The 21343-nt window shown below is 65.3% G+C and carries 18 protein-coding genes; 14 read left to right on the top strand and 4 right to left on the bottom strand.

Annotated elements, in window-relative coordinates; all coding sequences use genetic code 11:
* Nucleotides 1-180: 180 nt before the first annotated feature.
* Together U8525_RS00575 and U8525_RS00580 are read left to right on the top strand one after the other, a co-directional pair.
* Nucleotides 181-2100, top strand: coding sequence for a serine/threonine protein kinase (locus U8525_RS00575; RefSeq protein WP_374259678.1), 1920 nt, complete (start codon nucleotides 181-183; stop codon nucleotides 2098-2100).
* Nucleotides 2101-2112: 12 nt separating this feature from the next.
* A complete protein-coding gene (locus U8525_RS00580) occupies nucleotides 2113-3048 on the top strand; it encodes a DUF2381 family protein (RefSeq protein ID WP_374259679.1) in 936 nt (311 codons plus the stop codon).
* Nucleotides 3049-3167: 119 nt separating this feature from the next.
* On the opposite strand, the gene U8525_RS00585 is transcribed toward U8525_RS00580, so the two are convergent.
* Entirely contained in the window at nucleotides 3168-3659 is a 492-nt protein-coding gene (locus U8525_RS00585; RefSeq protein ID WP_374259681.1) for a hypothetical protein, read from the bottom strand.
* A 690-nt stretch (nucleotides 3660-4349) separates the two neighbouring features.
* Here U8525_RS00585 and U8525_RS00590 point away from each other — a divergent pair.
* From U8525_RS00590 to U8525_RS00620, 7 genes are all read left to right on the top strand, one after another.
* Nucleotides 4350-4508, top strand: a complete 159-nt coding sequence (locus U8525_RS00590) for a helix-turn-helix domain-containing protein (RefSeq protein WP_374260512.1) — start codon at nucleotides 4350-4352, stop codon at nucleotides 4506-4508.
* A 56-nt stretch (nucleotides 4509-4564) separates the two neighbouring features.
* Nucleotides 4565-6964 carry a type I restriction-modification system subunit M gene (locus U8525_RS00595; RefSeq protein ID WP_374259683.1) on the top strand — a complete coding sequence of 800 codons (2400 nt, stop codon included), beginning with the start codon at nucleotides 4565-4567 and terminating at the stop codon, nucleotides 6962-6964.
* Nucleotides 6955-8229 (top strand): restriction endonuclease subunit S, encoded by a 1275-nt coding sequence (locus U8525_RS00600; protein ID WP_374259685.1) that lies wholly within the window; start codon nucleotides 6955-6957, stop codon nucleotides 8227-8229. The genes U8525_RS00595 and U8525_RS00600 overlap by 10 nt, the downstream gene beginning before the upstream one ends.
* Nucleotides 8226-11276, top strand: coding sequence for a type I restriction endonuclease subunit R (locus U8525_RS00605; protein ID WP_374259687.1), 3051 nt, complete (start codon nucleotides 8226-8228; stop codon nucleotides 11274-11276). Before U8525_RS00600 ends, U8525_RS00605 begins: the two co-directional genes overlap by 4 nt.
* Entirely contained in the window at nucleotides 11276-11992 is a 717-nt protein-coding gene (locus U8525_RS00610; protein WP_374259689.1) for a M48 family metallopeptidase, read from the top strand. Before U8525_RS00605 ends, U8525_RS00610 begins: the two co-directional genes overlap by 1 nt.
* A 503-nt stretch (nucleotides 11993-12495) precedes the next feature.
* Entirely contained in the window at nucleotides 12496-13425 is a 930-nt protein-coding gene (locus U8525_RS00615) for a restriction endonuclease (RefSeq protein ID WP_374259691.1), read from the top strand.
* Nucleotides 13426-13435: 10 nt separating this feature from the next.
* Nucleotides 13436-13894, top strand: a complete 459-nt coding sequence (locus U8525_RS00620) for an N-acetyltransferase family protein (protein WP_374259693.1) — start codon at nucleotides 13436-13438, stop codon at nucleotides 13892-13894.
* A gap of 1 nt (nucleotide 13895) precedes the next feature.
* On the opposite strand, the gene U8525_RS00625 is transcribed toward U8525_RS00620, so the two are convergent.
* Together U8525_RS00625 and U8525_RS00630 are read right to left on the bottom strand one after the other, a co-directional pair.
* Nucleotides 13896-14306 (bottom strand): VOC family protein, encoded by a 411-nt coding sequence (locus U8525_RS00625; RefSeq protein WP_374259695.1) that lies wholly within the window; start codon nucleotides 14304-14306, stop codon nucleotides 13896-13898.
* A 124-nt stretch (nucleotides 14307-14430) separates the two neighbouring features.
* Nucleotides 14431-15801 carry an FAD-binding oxidoreductase gene (locus U8525_RS00630; protein ID WP_374259697.1) on the bottom strand — a complete coding sequence of 457 codons (1371 nt, stop codon included), beginning with the start codon at nucleotides 15799-15801 and terminating at the stop codon, nucleotides 14431-14433.
* Between the two features lie 152 nt (nucleotides 15802-15953).
* Between U8525_RS00630 and U8525_RS00635 the strand changes: the two genes are divergently transcribed.
* Together U8525_RS00635 and U8525_RS00640 are read left to right on the top strand one after the other, a co-directional pair.
* Entirely contained in the window at nucleotides 15954-17405 is a 1452-nt protein-coding gene (locus U8525_RS00635; protein ID WP_374259699.1) for an RluA family pseudouridine synthase, read from the top strand.
* Nucleotides 17406-17790: 385 nt separating this feature from the next.
* Nucleotides 17791-18375 (top strand): DUF2716 domain-containing protein, encoded by a 585-nt coding sequence (locus U8525_RS00640; RefSeq protein WP_374259701.1) that lies wholly within the window; start codon nucleotides 17791-17793, stop codon nucleotides 18373-18375.
* A gap of 15 nt (nucleotides 18376-18390) precedes the next feature.
* Here the strand turns inward: U8525_RS00640 and U8525_RS00645 are convergent, their stop codons facing one another.
* Nucleotides 18391-18585 (bottom strand): hypothetical protein, encoded by a 195-nt coding sequence (locus U8525_RS00645; RefSeq protein WP_374259703.1) that lies wholly within the window; start codon nucleotides 18583-18585, stop codon nucleotides 18391-18393.
* A gap of 111 nt (nucleotides 18586-18696) precedes the next feature.
* Here U8525_RS00645 and U8525_RS00650 point away from each other — a divergent pair, with 111 nt between their 5' ends.
* The 3 genes from U8525_RS00650 (at nucleotide 18697) to U8525_RS00660 (ending at nucleotide 21253) form a co-directional block, all read left to right on the top strand.
* Nucleotides 18697-19320, top strand: coding sequence for a hypothetical protein (locus U8525_RS00650; RefSeq protein WP_374259705.1), 624 nt, complete (start codon nucleotides 18697-18699; stop codon nucleotides 19318-19320).
* Between the two features lie 70 nt (nucleotides 19321-19390).
* A complete protein-coding gene (locus U8525_RS00655; protein WP_374259707.1) occupies nucleotides 19391-19903 on the top strand; it encodes an FHA domain-containing protein in 513 nt (170 codons plus the stop codon).
* Nucleotides 19904-19960: 57 nt separating this feature from the next.
* Entirely contained in the window at nucleotides 19961-21253 is a 1293-nt protein-coding gene (locus U8525_RS00660; RefSeq protein WP_014396319.1) for a Stp1/IreP family PP2C-type Ser/Thr phosphatase, read from the top strand.
* Nucleotides 21254-21343: the final 90 nt, after the last annotated feature.

Raw genomic sequence — 21343 nt, forward strand, 5'->3', positions numbered from 1 at the left:
TTCCAGGCGCTGGGCGCTGGCCGGTGCCATCATGGAGACGCTGGAGCCGGTGGAGCGTTGCTCCGGGAAGTAGGGGTTCGTGCCACCGCCTGAAGCCAGCAACAGCCTGACCAGGCAGGTAGCGAACCTCCCAGCAGCCATCAGGAACCTGCTAGGTTGGGTCCGAGGTGGGCTGCCCCCATGGTCATGCACGCGGAGAACTTTCAGGTGTACCCGGAGGCGCTGGGGCCCGGCACGGAGGTGGGCACCTGGCGGGTGGTGGAGCGGCTGGGGGTGGGGGGCTTCGGCGCCGTGTACCGCGTGGAGGACATGGCCCGGCCCGGGGAATTCTACGCGCTGAAGCTGGCGCTGCGCCCCGGAGATGAGCGGGCCGAGCGGGAAGTCACGCTGCTCATGGTCAAGGCCGTGCACCGCAACGTCGTGCGCTTCCACGCCTGTGGCCGGTGGCCCCACCCGCAGACCGGCTACCTCTACTTCGTCATGGATTGGGTATCCGGCTGGCCGCTGGACACCTGGGCCGAGGAGGTGAATCCGAGCTTCCGCGAGCTGGCGCAGGCCGCCGGCAAGGTGGCCCTGGCCTTCGATGCGCTCCACCGGGCGGGAGTGCTGCACCGCGACCTCAAGCCCGCGCACATTCTCATCCGGGAACCGGATGGCGAGCCGGTGGTCATCGACTTCGGCATCGGAGACTACGCGGGCGCGGCCACCATCACTGAGCAGACGGTGCCCCCGGGCACGTTGCTCCTGCGCAGCCCCGAGTCGGTGCGCTTCCACCGGGAGCACCACGGACGTCCGGGAGCGCGGTACGAGCACCAGCCCACCGATGACCTGTACGCACTGGGCGTCAGCCTGTACCGGGTGGTGACAGGGCACTACCCGTTCCCGCCGCACCTGCCGCCCGACATGCTGTACCTGGCCATCGAGGCCCAGACGCCACCGGCGCCAGCGGACTTCAACCGGCGCACGCCCCAGGCGCTCAGCGACGTCATCATGCGGCTGCTGGCGAAGAAGCCGCAGGAGCGCTACCCGACGGGGGCCGAGCTGCACGCGGCGCTCATGGCGGCGGTGAGCTTCGGCCAGACCGCAGCGTGGGAGGCCAGCCTCTTCGAGTGGGACGACGAGGGGCAGGGGACCGAGCTGGAGCCCAGCGCTACCCCCCGACGGCGCATCCGCCGGCCGGAGTGGCCCACGTACTCCGCCACGCCACCTGCGGCTAGGTTGGTCATCGCCCCCGCCTTGCCCTTCGTCCAGCTCCCGGCCCGGGGAGACGTGGTGGAGGCGGGGCAGGAGCCGCCAGCAGGGGAGCCTCCAGCGCGACAGCGGCTGCGCTCGCCGGTGCTGGTGGTTCCCGTGCTGCTCGTGGTGGGAGTGGGCATGGCCGCCTGGGGGATGCGGCTGCTGGAGCGCGAGGCTTCATCCGATGCAAAAGAGCCCGCGCCGCTGTCCGACGCAGTGACGCTCCCCTCACCTCACCGTGAAGTAGCGCCCGTGGAAGCGCTACCGGAAGTTGTTCCTGCCACAGCTCCGCCCATGGTGGAGGCAACCGGTGTGGCCGCCGCGCCTCTCGCGGCGCTGACGAAAGAGGATGCACCCGTGATGAAGGAGTCGAAGCCGTCTGCCAGCGCGTTGAAGAAGGTGGGGATGAAGGCCATGGGCGTGGCGGGCGCCTGTCTCAACCTCGCCTGCTCCGGTCCCCAGGTTCGTCCTGCTCCGCCGCCGGAAGACTGCCCGCCGGGCGCCTTGGAGGCGATGAAGGAGTTGGGCATCGAGCGGGGGGATGCCCAGGTCTTCGTCTTCGACGTCATCAAGGGCGAGCCCCATGTCATCACCGTGCGCGAGGGGAACGCCACCTTGCGGTTGGGGGGAGAATGGAAGGGCCTCCCGAAGGGGGGACTGCTCTACGGCAAGCTCTACCTCGCCGACCGCGTGTATGGCCGCTTCACCTGGCTGCGGGTGAACCAGGGCCGCACCTATCCGGTCTGCATCGATCTGCGCAGCAGCGGCAGAGAGCGCGGCCTGGAGCGCAAGCCCGGCAGTGACGCCGACTCCGCCCGGATCTGGACGACCGGGTATGCGAACCCCGTAGACCACTTCGAGTGAGGGGGAGGTCCCATGCCCGCTTCGTCTTCCGCCGCGCTACTGGCGCTTACGCTGCTGATGGGAACGACGGCTAGTGCAGAGACGCCTGCCCCTACATGGAATGCGGGCGTGCGGCAGCTTGAGCTTGCGGCGGAGCCCACCGGCAACGAGCCCGAGGTGCACATCAGCCCGGGGGTGTCCACCACGCTGGCTTTTGACGCGGAGTTGCTGCGGGACAGGGAGGGGAAGGCCATGGTGGGGCTGGAGAAGCGGGAGTCCTTTGTCCTCGTGGACGCCGGCCAGGCAACGCTCCGGCTCCTCCCCTCGGACGCGCTGAAGAGCGGAGAGCGGCTGCGGCTCATGGTGCGCTTCAAGGACGGTGCGGCCCCCTCGTTCGCGGCCTTCACCCTCGTGGTGCATCCAGTCCGTGCAGAGCGGCTGCTGGAGGTGCACCGCGCCCCGCGCACCGCCGCGTCCTACCAACGGGAGGCGACGGAGGCGAAGGCCGAAGCCCAGCGGTGCCAGGAAGAGCTGGAGCGGGAGCGTGCGGAGCGCGAAGGGCCGGGGGGACTCACGGGACTCATCGCCGCCGGGCAATTGGACAACGTGGGGGTAGCGACCCGCCGGCTCACCGAGGCTGTCGCGAAGTCCCCCGGCAATACACTCGTGACGCTGGAGGTCTACAGCTACCGGGCCGCCGGCCGGGTGGTGGTGACGCTGGTGATGGAGAACCCGCAGGGCGCGCAGCCGTGGTCGGCGGTGGGGGCCATGCTGACGGACAGGACGGGCATGGAGCTGAAGGTCCTGCCGGTATGGCAGCGAGGCTTCGTTGAAACGGACAGGACGCGGCAACACATCGTGGTGGAGGCGGTGGCGACGCGAGAGGAGGCCCAGGGCCCCTTCACGCTCAAGTTGTGGGAGGCGGGCGCCGGCCGCACCGTCACCCTATCGGGGATCTCCTTCCCGTGACTCGGCCTGGTGTGCATGGAGCCGAGGGCTAAAGAGGTCTGACGACCTCCGGGTGTCCACGCCCTTTCCAGCGCATGACACCCTCGTGAAACCCCGGCTTATCCGTCACGTGCTGGGCGTCACGGAGAAGCGGGAGCAGAGGGAGCTGACGCTCTCCTATCTCTCTTTGCGGGCACCTCCGGTCCTTCAGCCGTCTTCTTCGCGGCCCGCTTTGTCGGGGGCTTGCGCCTAGCCGTCCTGCCCGCGCGCTTCCTGGTGCTGGGAGCGGCAGACGGCCTGGCCGCGTTCCGGGGCTCCAGTCTTACGTCGTCCTCATCGTCCTGAAGTGGCTCCGGGCCGGTGGCGTTGTGCGGCGCCCAGAGGTGTCGCGCATCCGCTTCGTCCCGGATGACCCGGCGCAGCTGCTGGAGCCGCGCATCCGTCAGAGCCAGGATTGCGACGATGGAGCGGGGGGCCTGCCGGTCCGCATCCTCGTTCGGCATGTCGTCGTTGGCGTGAAGCTCGGCCAGGAGCTGCGCCCCACGCAGGGCATGCTCCAGGTTCGCCAGCTCCAGGTTGAGGCTCACCACCTTCTCCTCGTGGTGGAGCGGGGCAACGTCATCGTCCTTCATGGTGTCCTCCTGGAAGCACGCGCACGGCAGATCCGGAGGGGGCCTCGTGGCGCGCATCGTGAGCGCGCCTCGCAGGGCGCAGGTTGATTGGTGAGGTACTGCAACGGTGTGGTCCGTCACTGCTCTTATGCCGCTCATCGGGACGGACTTGCTACCTGTGGGCCGCCGTATCTCTTCAGGGAGCGCGGTTTCCGTATCCCCAGGGATTTCACCCGGCTGGCCGGGGACGTGCGGCGCGTCACCGTCAAGCAACTGCTGCTGACGGCGGAGCTGGAGTACCTCCTGGAGCGCAGGATGAAGGCCGGAACGAACTGCGGAGGTGCTTCGGCCCGGAGGGCCACGGACACCTGCCCTGAGTCTGGTGGCACCCGGTGTAGATGCCCAGCTCACCGTCCGGCACGGGCTCACCTATCCTTGAACGCGTGGAAACCCAGAGCCCTGTGTTCTCGATAGAGGCTATCGATGGCGCCGAGCCCATGCGCGGGCGCTGCCGGCCGTGCCGCCTGCGGTTAACTGAAGGGGCCGCGGGCAGCGCGGGTGACCGCGGGTGCAGGTAACGAAAGTCCTTGAAAATTCCGCCAACGGTGTTGTTCTCGTAAAATTCTCGCCGTTCAATGGTGCGGACGGATTCCAGCTGGAGGACCATCAATGCCCGAGGACATCCTCACGATCAGAGACGTCGCGGACTAGCTGAAGGTCACCGAACGCCCCCTGTACCGCTTGGTTCAGGAGCGGAAGCTCCCGGCGTTTAAGGTCGGTAACTCCTGGCGGTTCCTCCGCGAGGATCTGGCGCGCTGGATATCGGTGCAGTCGCGTGAGGCATCCACGCCTGACCGCGAGCACAACTGACTTGACTTCGCCACATACCACGACACGTCACGCTCAACCGCCGAGGAGCTTGGTTAATGCCTATCAAGAAGTCCGAACTCTACTCCTCTCTCTGGTCCTCCTGCGATGAACTGCGTGGAGGCATGGATGCTAGCCAGTACAAGGACTACGTCCTCGTCCTGCTGTTCATCAAGTACATCAGCGACAAATATGCCGGCCAGCCCTTTGCTCCCATAAAAATCCCTGAGGGCGCCAGCTTCAAGGACATGGTCGCCCTCAAGGGCAAGTCGGACATTGGCGACCAGATCAACAAACGCATCGTCGGCCCACTGGCGAAGGACAATAAGCTGTCCGACATGCCGGACTTCAACGACGCTACCAAGCTCGGCAGCGGTAAGGAGATGGTGGACCGGCTCACCAATCTCATCGCTATCTTCGAGAACAAGGCACTCGACTTCTCGAAGAACCGAGCTGATGGCGACGACATCTTGGGCGACGCCTATGAATACCTGATGCGGCACTTCGCCACGGAGAGTGGCAAGAGCAAGGGCCAGTTCTACACCCCCGCCGAGGTCAGCCGAGTCATGGCACAACTCCTCGGCATCAAGAGCGCCAAGCCCAGCTCCGACACCACAGTCTATGACCCGACCTGTGGTTCCGGCTCGCTGCTGTTGAAGGTAGCCGATGAGGCCGGCACCGCCGTTACTCTCTACGGGCAGGAAAAGGACGCCGCCACCAGTGGCCTCGCCCGCATGAATATGATCCTGCACAACAATCCGGCCGCGCTCATCGTGCAGGGCAACACGCTGGCTGATCCCAAATTCAAGGACGGCGACTTACTTAAGACGTTCGACTACGTCGTCGCCAACCCACCCTTCAGCGACAAGCGTTGGAGCACTGGCCTCGACCCACTCAGCGACCCGTACCAGCGTTTCCAGTCCTTCGGTACGCCGCCAGCCAAGCAGGGCGACTACGCCTATCTGCTGCACATCGTCCGCTCGCTTAAGAGCACTGGCAAGGGCGCGTGCATCCTGCCGCACGGCGTGCTCTTCCGCGGCAATGCCGAGGCCGACATCCGCCGGGCGCTGGTTCGCAAGGGCTACATCAAGGGCATCATCGGATTGCCCGCCAACCTCTTCTACGGCACTGGCATTCCCGCGTGCATTGTTGTTATCGACAAGCAGGATGCGGCAGCCCGCAAGGGCATCTTTATGGTCGACGCCAGCGCCGGTTTCATGAAGGACGGCCCTAAGAACCGCCTGCGCTCCCAAGACATCCACAAGATAGTAGACGTCTTCACCCGCCAGATGGACGTGCCCCGCTACGCGAAGATGGTGAGCATTGCGGCGATCGAAAAGAACGAGTTCAACCTCAACCTGTCACGCTACATCGACAGCCAGATGCCGGACGATGTGCAGGACATTGTCGGCCACCTGCAAGGTGGCATCCCTGCTCCCGATGTCGAGGCCCTCGCGCGTTACTGGGCCGTCTGCCCCAAACTCAAGACGACGCTCTTCAACGCCAGCCGCCCTGGATATGTCACGCTCGCGGTGGAAAAGGCGGCGATCAAGAACTCCATTTACGACCACCCCGAGTTCGCTGCCTTCATCAGCGGTATGAACGCCCACTTCGCTGACTGGCGCACGAAGAGCGCCGCCACGCTCAAGGCGCTCAATGCAGGCTGCCACCCGAAGGAGGTTATTGCCCAACTCTCTGAGGACCTGCTTGCCCACTACGCGGGACGCCCACTCATAGACCCCTACGACGTCTATCAGCACCTCATGGACTACTGGGCGCAGACCATGCAGGACGACTGCTATGCAATTGCAGCCGACGGCTGGAAGGCCGAAACATATCGCATCATCGAGACCGACAAGAAAGGCAAGGATAAGGACAAGGGCTGGGCCTGCGACCTCGTGCCCAAATCACTTATTGTCGCGCGCTACTACGCCAAAGAGCAGACGGCGCTTAACAAGCTAATTGTCGAGTTGGAGAGCGTCAGCGTTCGCCTCACCGAACTGGAGGAGGAACATGGCAGCGAGGAAGGCGCCTTCGCTGAATTGGAGAAGGTGAACAAAGCCAGTGTTTCTGCCCGCCTTAAGGAAATCAAGGGCGACAAGGAGTCGAAGGACGAAGTCGCTGTGCTTGATGACTGGCTGAAGCTCAATACCGCAGAGTCCGATCTCAAGAAGCGCGTGAGGGATGCCGAGGCCGACCTCGATGCCAAGGCCTACGCCCACTACGCGAAACTCACGGGTGCCGAAATCCAAGCGTTGGTGGTGGATGATAAATGGCTCGCAGCGCTCGATGCTGCCATCCACGGCGAGATGGAGCGCGTCAGCGAGCAACTCACCCAGCGTGTGAAGGAACTCGCAGAGCGCTACGAAACCCCGCTTCCGCCAATGGCCGCCAGCGTGGCCGCCCTGGAGGCCAAAGTGAACAGCCACCTCGAAAGGATGGGTTTCGCATGGAAGTGAAACCCGGGTACAAGCAGACTGAGGCTGGGGTGGTCCCAGACGATTGGCGAGTCGTTGAGGCTGGTACCATTGGCCGGTTTCAGGGTGGAAGCGGATTTCCAATCGTCTACCAGGGAGCCTCTTCGGGCGACTATCCGTTCTTCAAGGTCTCGGACATGAACAACGAAGGCAACGAGACCTTCATGTTGCGTGCGAACAACTACATCTCCGAATCAACGCGCCGTCGTCTCGGGACCAAAGTGTTTCCGCCGCAGTCAATCGTGTTCGCAAAGATCGGCGCCGCTGTCTTTCTGGAGCGCAAGAAACTGCTCGCCGCTCCGAGCTGTGTTGACAACAACATGGCTGGCTTTGTCCTTTCGGACCCTGGCGTTGATTATCGATTTGTTTACTACTTCTTCCTGAGCCTCAAGTTCGGAAGCCTTGTCAGCGCAACGGCACTCCCTTCGTTGAGTGGCGCCGTGCTGAACCGGATCAAAATCCCCCTGCCTCCTACCCGTGCCGAGCAAGAAGCCATCGCCGGAACGCTTTCTGATGCAGACGGTCTCATCGAATCCCTGGAACAAATTCTCGCCAAGAAGCGCTGCCTCAAACAAGGCGTCATGCAGGAGTTGCTCACCAGCAAGACGCGCCTCCCTGGTTATAGCGGCGATTGGAAGGCCACTGCGCTCGGTCAGTTTGGCAAGTGCTATCGAGGAGTGAGTTACAATCCAAATGTCGATCTATCCCCCGGCGATGGAGAGTCGACCGTCAGGCTCCTTCGCTCTAACAATGTCCAAGACAAGGAGATTGTTTTCAATGATATGCAGTTCGTTGATCGCCGAAGGGTCTCGGCAGAGCAAGTGCTTCGCGATGACGATGTGCTGATTTGCATGGCGAATGGCAGCCGTGAGCTTGTCGGAAAGTCAGCCAGGTTTGAATCCGGCGACGGATATGCCTACACGTTCGGCGCTTTCATGGGGTGCTTCCGGTCAAGCAGTGAAACGGCAGACCCTCGGTTTGTATTCTATCTTTTCCAGACTGAAAAGTATCGATCCCAAATCGCGGTTTTGCTGGCTGGATCAAGCATTAACAACCTGACTCCCGGCAATGTAGAGGCGCTTGTTGTTGACGTTCCAACTGAGAAGGCTGAGCAGGCTGCCATTGTCGCCATCCTATCTGACATGGACGCAGAGATCGCCATGCTGGAGGCGAAGCTGTCCAAAACTCGCCAGCTCAAGCAGGGCATGATGCAAGAGTTGCTCACCGGAAGGAGCCGCCTCGTATGACTACCGTCGGTCAGTCTGAACGCGCTACACAGAATCGCGTCATCACCCTGTTCTGCAATGAACTCGGCTACCGCTACCTCGGCGACTGGTCTGACCGTAATGGCAATAGTAACGTTGAGGAGGGGCTGCTCACAGCGTGGCTCACGAAGCGCGGATACAGTCCAGCTCAGATTAATGTGGCGCTGCACAAACTGCGCACCGAAGTCGATAACCACAACCGCACGCTATACGGCAACAATCAGGCCGTTTACACCCTGCTGCGCTACGGCGTGCCGGTAAAGACCGAAGCAGGCAAGGTTACAGAGACTGTCCACCTGATCGACTGGCAAGATCTGGAGCACAATGACTTTGCCATCGCCGAGGAGGTCACTCTCAGAGGAAACCACGAGAGGCGGCCGGACCTCGTGATGTATGTCAACGGCATTGCCATCGGTGTGCTGGAGTTGAAGAACAGCCGTGTGAGCATTGGCGATGGCATCCGGCAGAGTCTGTCCAACCAACAGCCGGAGTTCAACGCGTGGTTTTTTAGCACAGTGCAATTCGTCTTCGCCGGGAACGATTCTGAAGGGCTTCAATACGGCACCATCGGTACTCCGGAGAAGATGTTTCTCAAGTGGAAGGAGGACGAGCAGGATAACACCCGCTTTAAGCTTGACAAGTATCTGATCAAAATATGCGCGAAGGCACGCATCATGGAGTTGATGCATGATTTTGTGGTCTTCGATGGCGGCGTGAAGAAGTTGCCGCGCGTTCACCAGTACTTCGGCATCAAGGCCGCGCAAGAGCACGTGCGGGAAAAGAAGGGCGGTATCCTTTGGCACACTCAAGGCAGTGGGAAGAGCATCGTGATGGTGTTGCTCGCCAAGTGGATTCTGGAGAATAACCCGAACGCCCGGGTCGCTATCATCACCGACAGAGATGAGCTCGATAAGCAAATAGAGCGTGTTTTCGCCGGGGTCGGAGAGGTGATCAAGCGCACCAGCAGCGGTCGCGACTTGATGAACCAGCTCGGCCAAGCCAAACCGCGGCTGTTATGCTCGCTCGTGCACAAGTTCGGGCGCAAAGATGTAGAGGACTTCGATGCCTTCATCAAGGAACTCGAAGCCAAGCCCAGCCCAGTGGTGGGTGAAGTATTTGTGTTCGTGGACGAGTGCCACCGCACTCAAAGTGGAAAATTGCACAGAGTGATGAAGGCGATGATGCCCAACGCGGTGTTCATTGGGTTCACCGGCACGCCGCTGCTTAAGAAGGACAAGCAAACTAGCCTTGAAGTGTTCGGCGGCTACATCCATACCTACAAGTTCAGCGAGGCCGTCGAGGATGAGGTGGTGCTCGACTTGGTCTATGAGGCGAGGGACATCGACCAGCGCCTCGGCTCCGAGGGCAAGATTGACACTTGGTTCGAGGCCAAGACCAAGGGGTTGAACGACTGGCAGAAGGATGAGCTGAAAAAGAAGTGGGGCACGATGCAAAGCGTGCTCAGTTCACGTTCGAGGATGGAACGCGTCGTCAGTGACATCGTGTTCGACTTCAGTGTGAAACCACGCCTCTCAAGCGAGCGGGGCAACGCTATTCTCGTGGCATCCAGTATCTACGAGGCGTGCAAGTATTTCGTCCTGTTCCAGAAGACACCCTTCAAGGGCAAGTGCGCCGTGGTGACATCCTATAACCCGCAGGCACAGGATGTAACCAAGGAGGAAGTCGGTGCCAACACCGAGACGGACAAACAGTTCATCTACAACACCTATACCGAGTTGTTGAGGGACGTGGAAGCCAAGCCGGGGATGACCAAGACCGAGACCTACGAGGAACATGCGAAGGCGCTGTTCACGAAGGAACCAGCGAACATGAAGCTGCTCGTCGTCGTGGACAAACTGCTCACGGGCTTCGACGCGCCGCCCTGCACCTACCTCTACATCGACAAGTCCATGCAAGACCATGGCCTGTTCCAAGCAATCTGCCGCACCAACCGGCTGGACGGAGAGGACAAGGAGTTCGGCTACGTTGTCGACTACAAGGATCTCTTCAAGAAAGTCGAGAACGCTATCGCCGTTTACACCTCGGAGTTGGATCACAGTGCTGGCGGAGTCGCCCCCGAGGTACTGCTCCAGGATCGCCTCAAAAAGGGCAAGGAGCGGCTCGACGACGCTCTCGAAACGCTGGCCCTGCTATGCGAGCCGGTGGAGACGCCAAAGGGTGAACTTGAGCACATCCATTACTTCTGCGGCAACACGGAGATTCCCTCCGACCTGGAGGAGCGCGAGCCGCAGCGCGCCGCACTCTACAAGGCTGTCGTGGCGCTCGTGCGGGCCTACGCCAACATTGCCGACGAGATGGATCCGGCCGGCTACAGTGTCGCCGACATCAAACGCATCAAGCAGCAGCTTGACCATTACTTGAAGGTGCGCGAGGTCATCCGGAAGGCCAGCGGTGAGACCCTCGACCTCAAGGCCTACGAGGCCGACATGAGGCATCTGCTCGACACCTATATCGAGGCTGACGAGCCACGGAAGATTTCGCCCTTCGACAACCTGGGCCTCTTAGCGTTGATTGTGAACACCGGCATCGCCAATGCAATCAACTCGATGCCTGCAGGTATGCGGGGAAACAAGAACGCTGTTGCTGAAACGATTGAGAACAACGTTCGCCGCAAGATCACGAAGGAGCACCTGAACGATCCGGCGTTCTACGAGAAGATGTCAACCCTTCTCGACGAGGTTATCAAGTTCCGCAAGGAGCGTGCGGAGGAATACGAAGAGTACTTGAATCGGATCGCGGTTCTGGCGAAGCAGGTGGAAGCAGGGACTTCAGATGCAACTCCCGACAAGCTCGATACTCCGGGGAAGCGTGCTCTGTGGAGCAACCTCGGACAGGATGAGGCACTAGCCCTCAAGCTCGACGAAACAGTAAAGAAAGTCCGGCCAGATGGGTGGCGCGGTGTGCTGGCACGCGAGCAGGTAATCAAAGCGGCGCTCTACGGAGTGCTCCAAGATGTCAACGAGGTCGAGCGCGTGTTTCTCATCATCAAGGCGCAAAGCGAGTACTGATGTCTGAGCTGCTGTTGATTGGCGGTGTCCACGTCGAGGTGGTGAAGAGGAACATCAAAAATGTCCACCTCACAGTTCACCCCCCTGAAGGGCGGGTCCGGATCGCTGCGCCCCAGCGGATGCAGAAGGATGCCATCCGCCTGTTCGCGATCTCCAAGCTCCCTTGGATTCGGCGTCAGCAGGACGCCATGAGAGCGCAGGAGCGTGAGCCTTCGCGGGAGTACCTCGACCGCGAGAGCCATTATGTCTGGGGGCGACGATACCTGTTGAGAATCACGGAGCGCGAGGCTCCTGCGGCGGTCGAACTGGGGCATCGCGAGATGGTTCTCTACGTTCGCCCCGGCGCTGATGAGGCCCGACGACAGGACGTCCTGGCACTTTGGTACCGGGACCAACTTCGCTTGGCTGTGGCCCCGCTCATGAAGAAGTGGGCGTCTGCTCTCTGCGTGCGGGTCGAACGTCTGTTCGTGCAGCAGATGACGACCAAATGGGGAAGCTGTAATCCCACGGCGGCAACCATCCGACTGAACACCGAGCTGGCGAAGAAGCCTCCCGAGTGCATGGAGTACGTGCTGGTCCACGAGCTCGTCCACCTGATCGAGCCGACGCATGGCGACCGATTTCGCAGCATCATGGACCAACACCTGCCGCAGTGGCCGCACCTGCGCGACGAGCTGAACCGAGCACCATTGGCGCACGTCGACTGGAACTATTGAACGACGGGCGACCGGGCCACCAGTTCCTGCCGTAGCAGGACGTACAGGGCTCAGGCGCGGCGTGACCCTTCTTTGTCACGTAGCCTCAGCCCTTACGCCGACAGCCGAGCCGATAGGCTCATCCAGCTCTGTGCGTTCTATGGCGGCCAGACTACGACCTCGCGCGAGAAGGTCTGTACGGATTCTGTACGGACCGGACCGGTGGCGAGCGAATGCCAGCGACGGCCTGTGGTCAGTAAGAATAAGGGGTTACGGCCAAGGGTTCAGAAGGTGAGGGGCAGGGCCGGGATTATGAGACCGCCGCTCTAACCAGGTGAGCTACCTGGCCGCGAAGCCCCGCCCGTATACCGGGCCAGGGCCGTGACCGCAAGAACTTCGGACGGGGGGCCGGAGTGGGGCTGACAAGCCATCGGGGGTGACGGCGCATTGCCTCGCCGAGTCGGGGTCGTTCTCCTGTCTGGAGGCCAGCCTGCCCAGGTCCGGGCTCCTCTAGGATGGCCCCCATGCCCGTACCGGATTACCAGGCCCTGATGCTTCCACTTCTGGAGCGGCTCGCGGATGGTAGGGAGCACCTCGTGCGCGAGGTGCGTGAGGCCGTCGCCGCCTCGTTGTGCCTATCGGAGGCGGATCGCGCCGAGCTGCTGCCCAGCGGCAAACAGGCCGTCTTCGACAATCGCCTCGGATGGGCCAAGACGTACATGGACAAGGCCGGGCTGGTCCGTTCGGTGCGCCGGGGCGTGTATCAGATCACCGAGCGTGGCAAGGGCGTGCTCGCGAGAAAGCCCAAGGCCCTGGACACGAACATCCTGATGCAGTTCGACGAGTTCAAGGACTTCATCACGCGCAGCAACGACGAAGCCGTGGATGTCGTGGCACCCGAGCCCGCCAGTGGGGAGCCTGTCGCGGCCCCGATCATTACGCCAGAGGAGGCGCTCGAGCGCGCGTACAAGGACCTCCGCAAGAAGACGGAGGCGGAGCTATTGGCCACGACGCTTCAGGCAAGTCCTCGGTTCTTCGAGCGCCTGGTGGTCGAACTCCTGGTGAAGATGGGGTACGGCGGATCGCTGGAAGATGCCGGGAAGGCACTCGGCCGCAGTCACGATGGCGGCGTGGATGGGATGATCAAGGAGGACCACCTGGGCCTCGACGTCATCTACATCCAGGCCAAGCGCTGGCAGAACACCGTGGGGCGACCTGAAGTCCAGGGGTTCGCTGGGACGCTGGAAGGCGAGCGAGCCCGCAAGGGTGTTTTCATCACGACGTCCACCTTCTCCAAGGAGGCGCGTGAGTATGTGGCGCGCATCGACAAGAAGATCGTTCTCATCGATGGCGCCCAGCTGTCGGGACTGATGTTCGACTTCGGTATCGGTGTGAACACGGTGAGCGCCTACGAGCTCAAGCGCGTGGACTCCGACTTCTTCTCCGAGGAATAGACACATCGACATGCCCCCCATCACCTTCCGCCTCGCCCGTGCCTCGGACCTGTCCGCCATCCTCACGCTGCTCGCGGACGACGCCATCGCGCAGGCGCGCACCGGCTACACGGAGGAGGTCAGTCCCTCCGTCCGCGCCGCGTTCGACGACATCTCCGCGGACCCGAACAACGAGCTCATCGTGGGGGAACAGGAGGGGCATGTCGTGGCCACGCTCCAGCTCACGTACATCCCGGGCCTGAGCCGGGGCGGGATGCGGCGGGCGCTGGTGGAGGCGGTGCGCGTGCGCTCGGACCTGCGGGGGCAGCGCATCGGCGAGGCGCTGATGGTGGACGCCATGGAGCGCTCGCGGGCCCGGGGCTGCGGGTTGATGCAGCTCACCACGGACAAGCTCCGCCACGAAGCCCAGCGCTTCTACGCGCGGCTGGGATTCGTGGCGAGCCACGAGGGCATGAAGCGCCCGCTCTGAGCTACTGCTGCGGCTGCACGGTGGCGGGATCCATCCAGAAGGACTCCCACTGGTTGCCGTCCAGGTCCTCGAAGCTGCGCTGGTACATGAAGCCCATGTCCGTCTTCTCCTTGGTCTCCTTCGCGCCCGCCGCCAGCGCCTTGTCCATCAGCGCGTCGACGGCGGCCCGGCTCTCCGCCGACAGGGCGATGATGACCGCCGTGGACGTCTTCGTGTCCGCGACCTCCTTGCGGATGAAGCTCTTGAAGAAGGGCTTCACCAGGAGCATCGCGTAGATGTCCTCGGTGATGACCATGCACGTGGCGTTGGCGTCGGTGAACTGGGGGTTGAACGTGTAGCCCAGCTTCGTGAAGAAACCGACCGCGCGGTCCAGCGACTCGATGGGGAGGTTGACGAAGATCTTGGTGCCCATGGTGCGTCTCCTGATGGAAGGAAAGGGGATGAGGTGAACGTCGCCTTCATCCACGCGACGAACGTGTCTCCGCCGGATCGACACCGGTCTGATTTTTCCTCGCGCCACCGCCAACCCGCTGGAATCACAGCAGCTTGCCGGGGTTGAGCAGGCCCAGCGGGTCGAGCGCGCCCTTGATCGCCTGGTGCAGGCGCAGCGTCTCCGGGCCCAGCTGCGCGCCCAGGAAGCCGCGCTTGAGGGACCCCACGCCGTGCTCGCCCGTGATGGTGCCTCCCAGCGCCAGCGCGGCGCGCAGGATGTCGTCGAACGCGTCCTTCGCCCGCGCCAGCGCCACCGGATCCTTCCGGTCGAACACGACGGTCGGGTGCATGTTCCCGTCGCCCGCGTGCCCGAACGTCCCGATGAGCACCCCGTGCTTCACCGCGATGCGCTCCACCTCCGCGAGCAGCTCCGGGATGCCCACGACGGGCACGCCCACGTCGTCCAGCAGCGTGGCGCCGCGCTGCTCCAGCGCCGGGAAGGCGAAGCGCCGGGCCCCCATGAGCAGCTCGCCCTCGGTCTCGTCGGCGGTGCTCATCACGGAGGTCGCGCCGGCCCGCTCGCAGGCCGCGACCATCAGCGCCAGCTCCTCTTCCCCCTGCACGCCACCCGCGTCGGAGCGCGCCAGGAGCAGGGCCTCGGCTTCGACGTCCAGGCCCATGGGCTTCCAAGCCTCCACGGCGCGCACGGTGGTGCGATCCATCAGCTCCAGCAAGGACGGGCGCGTGCGCTCCATGATGTCGCAGACGGCCGTGCCCGCGCTCACCAGCGTCGGGAACGCGGCCACCAGCGTCGTCGCCTTCGGGGGACGGGGGCGCAGCCGCAGCGTGGCCTCGGTGAGGACGCCCAGCGTGCCCTCGGAGCCGACGAAGAGGCGCGTCAGGTCGTAGCCCGCCACGTTCTTCACCGTCCGCCCACCGGTGCGCACCACCGTGCCGTCCGCGAGCACCGCCTCCAGCCCCAGCACCGCGTCGCCCGTCACGCCGTACTTCACGCAGCACAGGCCTCCCGCGTTGGTGGCCAGGTTGCCGCCGATGGAGGAGAACTCCCAGCTCGCGGGATCCGGCGCGTACCAGAGGCCCTGCTCCGCGGCGGCGGCCTTCACCGCGCCGTTGAGCGCGCCGGGCTGCACGACGGCCAGCAGCCCGCGTCGGTCCACCTCCAGGATGCGGTTCATCCGCATGAGCGACAGGACGATGCAGCCGTCGCTCGCGTTCGCGCCACCCGACAGGCCCGAGCCCGCGCCCCGGGGGACCACCGGTACCCGCAGCGCTGTCGCCACGCGGAGCACGGCCTGGACCTCGGCGGTGGACCCGGGCCGCACCAGCACCGCCGGCATGCCCGAGGTGGCCCACTCCGCCTGGTCGTGACGGTGCGCCGCGAGCACGTCCGGATCCGTGATGACCGCTTCGGCCGGCAACACCTCTCGCAGTGCCCGCTCCACGTCGACCGTCATGAAGGCCTCCTTGGCCTGCTCCGGAGGTGAACGCCTGGCTGGCCGCCCGTCATCCATCCCCTGGCTCCGGACCCCAGCTTGCCTCGGGGCCGCAGCCGCTTCATCCAGAAGGTCGCCCGCGACGGAAGGATTCAGGGGAAGATGCGGCCCGGATGCAGACCCGGACAGACGAAGCGGAGCTCATCCGAACGCTGACACCCTTCGAGGGGCCGCCACCCGGGGACCTGCCCCCGCGCCTGTCGAATCCCTTCCACCCGGCGCCTCCTGGTCCCTGGGGACTCCGCGCGGCGGAGGCGCTCCAGCAACGGCTTCGGCGGGCCCCCGCGCATCACGAAGCCCTGTGGCGGCCCGGCGGCGGCAAGATGTTCGGCGTGCTGGTGGTCGCGGCGCCGGACGGACGGGTGGGGCACCTGAGCGCGTTCTCCGGGATGCTCGGCGGTGCGTGGAGCGTGGAGGGCTTCGTGCCGCCCCTGTTCGACCCGGTGTCCCGCGACGCGTTCTGGCCCGCGGGCGAGGCGGAGCTGGCCGCGCTGGAACACCAGCATGCGGCGCTGTGCCGGGACGTGGAGACGCTGCGGGCGCGGGGCGACACTGACGCCCTCCGGGACGTGGAGGCGCGCCGGGCGGAAGTGGAGCACGTGCGCGCCGAACGCTCGCGGGCCCTGTGGCGGCAGGTGACCCGGGGCTATGTCATTCCCAATGCGCGCGGTGAAACCCAGACACTGGCCGCGCTGTTCGAGCCCAAGCCGCCGCCTGGTGGCGCCGGTGATTGCGCGGCACCCAAGCTGCTGGCGTATGCCTTTCGCAACCGATTGAAGCCCCTGGAGCTCGCGGAGTTCTGGTGGGGAGCACCGCCGCTCGACGGCCGCCGGGAGTCCGGTGCGTACTACCCGGCATGTGACAACAAGTGCGGCACGGTGCTGCCATTCATGTTGCAGGGATTGGCGGTGGACCTTCCGCCTCCCGCGACAGCCTCCGTCGGGCCGAGCGTCCTCCATGAAGACCCGTGGGTCCTCGTGGTCGACAAGCCAGTGGGCCTGCCCACGCTCCCCGGACGCCATGCGCCCCTGCGCGACTCGGTGCTCGTTCAGCTCCAGCCCCGGTTCCCCGAGCTGACCTCCGCCAGCTTCCTCCACGAGCTGGACCCCGAGTCCTCCGGCCTCCTCGTCATCGCTCGGGACGCGGTGACGCGAGCCTCGCTCCAGCGCCAGCTCTCCCAGCGCGAGGCGGAGCACCGCCACGTCGCCTGGGTGGACGGCCGCGTGGAGGGCGATGCAGGCCTCATCGAGCTGCCGCTGCGCCCCGCGGTCCACGCCTCCCTGGAGGCCTGTGTGGACGCCCGCCACGGCAGGCGCACCCGGAGCGCGTGGAAGGTCCTCCATCGCGAGCCGGCCCGGACGCGGCTGGAGCTCATTCCAACGACCCACTCGCTCCTCACGTTGCGCATCCATGCCGCGCATCGCCTGGGCCTGGGAACGCCCATCACCGGGGACGCGCGCTTTGGAAGAGAGGCCGCCCGGCTGATGCTCCACGCCGAGGCGGTGGCCTTCCTTCACCCTCACACCGGCGAACGCCTGTCATTCACGTCGCCCGCGCCGTTCTGAAGCCTGACGACGTGGGATGAACCCGCTGCAATTCACCCTCACCGCCACCTGCGACGGGGACGTCACCGAGCCCGGCACGGAGCGGGAACCATCGAGGAGATGGTGCCAGCCAGGGCACCCGCGTGGGGTCCTTCGGCTCCGCACGCTCCTGGGCGATGGGGTGGAGTCGCCGCGAGCCCCCCGGCGTCCACCGCGCGACACCGGGCTCGCCTGTCACCGACGCCCACCTCCGGCGCTCGTCGCGGCGGACGTCGGATGCCATGCACGGGCGTTGATCCCTCCTCCCAGGTGCTTGCGCGATTTCCACGTTGCGCGCATACCCAGGTTTTCGCGGTGGAGGGGGAACGCGGTCGTGCTCGAACTCAAACCAGAACCCGGAGCCTGGATGCCGCTGTCGGGCGATGTGGAGCGCCATGCGCTGGACCATCCGTGGCCTTCCGCGGACCAGGGCAGCGTGCGCTTCGTCGTGGGCGAGGACTTCTTCCGCCTGGAGCATGACGCCCGGCTGGAGCTCTACCGCGACCTGTCCGAGCGGATGCTCGCCGTCTTCCGCGAGCTCACCCCGCCCGGCGGCTGGCTCTACGCGCTGGATCCGCAGCACCCCTGCTACCGCCTCTACCCGCACGTGCGCTTCGAGGCCGGCGCGACGCTGCAGGAGTTGACCGGGCTCTACACGCGCCAGCACATGGAGCTGGTGGAGCGGGGCATCCACCCACCGTCGTTCGAGCCGCGCTGGGCCATGGACGTCCACCCGGCGGGGGACCCCGAACACCTCTTCGCGCCGCCGGACTTCCACTTCGTCTTCGCGGCGCGCTACCGCGTGGGCAACTTCGACGGGCTGGAGGCGCCGGGGCGGGGACCCATCGAGACGGAGACCTACGAGCTGCTGGGGCACCGCCTCATCGCCGCCGTGGACCGGAGCCCGCCGGCGCTCTTCCGACTCGCGCGCAGGCTGGGACCCGACGACTAAGGTGAAGCCGGAACGTCAGGCCGGACGCGACACGGGGCGCGGGCGGGGCGCACCCTCGTAGTACAGGTTGGCGCGCCCCTCGCCGTAGACGACCAGCACCCGGTCGTTCTCCTCCAGGAGCCCCGAGGCCTTCTGCGTGGCCTTGCGGACCAGCGTGTCGAGCTGCGCCGGACCCTGCTTGCTGCTGGCCCGGACCGTGACGACTGGCATTCGGTGTTCCGCTCCTGGTGACCCTCCCGTGACGGACAGGAGGGCGTGGCGTGTCATAGCCAACGGAACACTTCGTTGACAAGTGCGCGCTGCCACGGTGGATAGGGCGACATGCTCCGCCTCGCTCGCGCCCTGCTGGTCGTCTGCCTCGCCCTGGTCTCCACCTCCGCCCGCGCGCAGTTGTCGCGCGACGCCACCGACCTGCGGGGCCACGTGTCGCCCACGCCCGCCTGGCTGCCCCGGGGCGTCTTCCTGGGCGCGCAGTTCAACAACGGCGCGATCATCCCCAACCTGCACCTCCAGTGGGAGCTCACCCTCTTCCAGGATCGCAAGGACGCGTGGATCGCCATCCTGGACGGGGGAGTGGGGTGGGCGGCGTCGTTGCCCGACACCGCGCTGTCCCGCGTGAACCTCGACCTGCCCGTGACGTCCTACTACGAGCACACCCTCCAGGCGGGCTTCGGCTACCGCAACCACCTGCCAGGCAAGATCCACTGGGGCTTCCAGGTGACGGCCGGGCCCACCTTCTATGGCGCCCACTTCACCACCCAGCCGCCGGACCGCCGCGTCGCGGGCACCGTCCAGGGCCGCTTCCAGCTTGGCTACCAGCTGCCGCGCGATGTGGGCGTGGGCGTGGCCGTGAACTACGCGGAGCCCTTCGGGCTGAAGAACCGCAGCCTCGCGCGCGACTTCGTGGGTGGCGTGAACGTCGGATTTTTCGCGGATTGGCGGTAGCGGCGCGGTACACTCCATGAGCGAGAGCGGCCCCGCCTGCCGGTGCGGGTAGGGCGCCGCTTCCACGCCCATGGCCGAGCTGCTCAGTGCCCACGTCGCGCGCTACCTGCGCAACCGCGAGGAGTTCGAACGGGGACTCCCGCCGGCGCTCCTCCTCTTCACGCCGCCCCTGGGCGGGGGGCCTCCCTCCGAACTGGAGGAGTACCCGGTGCGCACGGTGACCCACGCGGGCCCTCCCACGCTGGGCCAGGACGAGCCCGTCGTCTTCCCGGTGCTCAAGTCCCAGGGCAACGCCTTCGGCCGGGGCATCACCGTGGGGCGCACCGGCAACAACGACATCGTCCTGGATGACGGCAGTGTGTCCCGTTTTCACGCGTGGTTTTCGCGGGACGCGGGGGATACCGGTTTTCTGCTGACGGATGCGGGCTCGAAGAACGGCTCGTACGTGGCCGGGGGCCGGCTGTTGGCGCGCAAGCCCGTGCCGGTGGAGGACGGGGTGCGGCTGCGCTTCGGCCAGGTGGAGGTCAGCTTCTACACGGCGGGCGGCTTCATGCGCCTGCTGGCGGTACGCCTGCAACCCTGAAGCCTTGCCACGTCTTCGGCGGACTGCGTAACGTGCGGAGTCACCCTCTAGGCACGGATGGGAGCGTTCGCGGTGGCCTTGACCACAGAAGCCTTCGGGCTGACCGATGTCGGCCGGAAACGGCAACACAACGAAGACGCGATGATGGTGGACGCGTCGCTCGGCCTGTTCATGGTCGCCGATGGCATGGGCGGACACGCGGCGGGTGAGGTCGCCAGCGCGCGGGCCACGGAGGTCGTCAAGCAGCACATCGCGGCCAACCGGCACCTGCTCAAGGACCTGGCGCAGAACCCCACTGCGGACAGCCGCTCCGCCGCCGCCGCGCTGGTGGAGGTGGCGGTGCAGCGCGCGTGCGCGGACATCTACCGCACGGCGATGACGGACGCCTCCAAGCGCGGCATGGGCACCACGTTCGTGTGCCTGGCCGTGGGCGGCAACAAGGGCGTCATCGGCCACGTGGGCGACAGCCGCGTGTACCTGGTGCGGCACGGGCAGTGCCACCGCCTCACCGAGGACCACACGCTGGTCGCCGCGCAGCTCAAGGCCGGCACCATCACCAAGGAGCAGGCCGCCACCTCGCAGTACCGCAACGTCATCACCCGCGCGGTGGGCATCCAGGAGTCCGTCCAGGTCGACACGCTCATCGTGGACCTGATGCCCGGCGACGTGTTCCTCCTCTGCTCGGACGGCCTGCACGGCTACATCGAGGACGAGGAGATCCTCCCCCTGGTCGCGGGGCTCCAGCCCGGGGACCTGCCGCGCAAGCTCGTGGAGATGGCCAACGAGCGCGGCGGCAAGGACAACATCACCGCCGTGGTGGTGAAGGTGGCCGGCGACAGCGCGGCGCTCGCCAGCGAGGAGACGAGCGAGGCGCAGTCGCGCATGGAGGCGCTGCGGAAGATCCCGCTCTTCCGCCACCTCACCTACAAGGAACAGACGGCGGTGCTGTCCATCGCCACCACGCGCACCTACCCGGCGGGCCGGGAGATTGTCGTGGAGGGGCAGCCCGGCGAGGAGCTCTTCGTCGTCATCCGGGGCCGGGTGGCCATCGAGAAGAACGGCGTGGAGATCGCGGAGCTGCGCTCGGGCGGGCACTTCGGCGAGATGGGCCTCATCGACAACGCGCCCCGCTCCGCCACCGTGCGCGCCACGGAGCCCACGCGGACCATGGTCATCGCCCGCTCCGACCTGATGGGGCTGATGAAGCGCGAGGCCATCCTGGCGGTGAAGATGCTCTGGAGCTTCGTGCAGGTGCTGAGCGACCGGCTGCGCGCCACCAACTCGGAGCTGAGCGAGGCCCGGCAGGAGCTGGCGGTGGCGCAGGCCATCCAGCCGTTCGCGGAGGACTGAGCGGGGGGCGCCCACTCCACTGCCCCCCGGGACGTCCTCAACAGGACGCTCTGGAATTTCCCGGGGGAAACCGTCGTTGGGGGGCCGGCC

This window comes from Corallococcus sp. RDP092CA (assembly GCF_041903675.1).
GTDB lineage: Bacteria > Myxococcota > Myxococcia > Myxococcales > Myxococcaceae > Corallococcus.

Excerpts from the sequence above, each read along its gene's own strand:
- U8525_RS00575 (WP_374259678.1), top strand. The coding sequence starts at position 181 with ATGGTCATGCACGCGGAGAACTTTCAGGTGTACCCGGAGGCGCTGGGG.
- U8525_RS00580 (WP_374259679.1), top strand. The coding sequence starts at position 2,113 with ATGCCCGCTTCGTCTTCCGCCGCGCTACTGGCGCTTACGCTGCTGATG.
- U8525_RS00585 (WP_374259681.1), bottom strand. The coding sequence starts at position 3,659 with ATGAAGGACGATGACGTTGCCCCGCTCCACCACGAGGAGAAGGTGGTG.
- U8525_RS00595 (WP_374259683.1), top strand. The coding sequence starts at position 4,565 with ATGCCTATCAAGAAGTCCGAACTCTACTCCTCTCTCTGGTCCTCCTGC.
- U8525_RS00600 (WP_374259685.1), top strand. The coding sequence starts at position 6,955 with ATGGAAGTGAAACCCGGGTACAAGCAGACTGAGGCTGGGGTGGTCCCA.
- U8525_RS00605 (WP_374259687.1), top strand. The coding sequence starts at position 8,226 with ATGACTACCGTCGGTCAGTCTGAACGCGCTACACAGAATCGCGTCATC.
- U8525_RS00610 (WP_374259689.1), top strand. The coding sequence starts at position 11,276 with ATGTCTGAGCTGCTGTTGATTGGCGGTGTCCACGTCGAGGTGGTGAAG.
- U8525_RS00615 (WP_374259691.1), top strand. The coding sequence starts at position 12,496 with ATGCCCGTACCGGATTACCAGGCCCTGATGCTTCCACTTCTGGAGCGG.
- U8525_RS00620 (WP_374259693.1), top strand. The coding sequence starts at position 13,436 with ATGCCCCCCATCACCTTCCGCCTCGCCCGTGCCTCGGACCTGTCCGCC.
- U8525_RS00625 (WP_374259695.1), bottom strand. The coding sequence starts at position 14,306 with ATGGGCACCAAGATCTTCGTCAACCTCCCCATCGAGTCGCTGGACCGC.
- U8525_RS00630 (WP_374259697.1), bottom strand. The coding sequence starts at position 15,801 with ATGACGGTCGACGTGGAGCGGGCACTGCGAGAGGTGTTGCCGGCCGAA.
- U8525_RS00635 (WP_374259699.1), top strand. The coding sequence starts at position 15,954 with ATGCAGACCCGGACAGACGAAGCGGAGCTCATCCGAACGCTGACACCC.
- U8525_RS00640 (WP_374259701.1), top strand. The coding sequence starts at position 17,791 with ATGCCGCTGTCGGGCGATGTGGAGCGCCATGCGCTGGACCATCCGTGG.
- U8525_RS00645 (WP_374259703.1), bottom strand. The coding sequence starts at position 18,585 with ATGCCAGTCGTCACGGTCCGGGCCAGCAGCAAGCAGGGTCCGGCGCAG.
- U8525_RS00650 (WP_374259705.1), top strand. The coding sequence starts at position 18,697 with ATGCTCCGCCTCGCTCGCGCCCTGCTGGTCGTCTGCCTCGCCCTGGTC.
- U8525_RS00655 (WP_374259707.1), top strand. The coding sequence starts at position 19,391 with ATGGCCGAGCTGCTCAGTGCCCACGTCGCGCGCTACCTGCGCAACCGC.
- U8525_RS00660 (WP_014396319.1), top strand. The coding sequence starts at position 19,961 with ATGGGAGCGTTCGCGGTGGCCTTGACCACAGAAGCCTTCGGGCTGACC.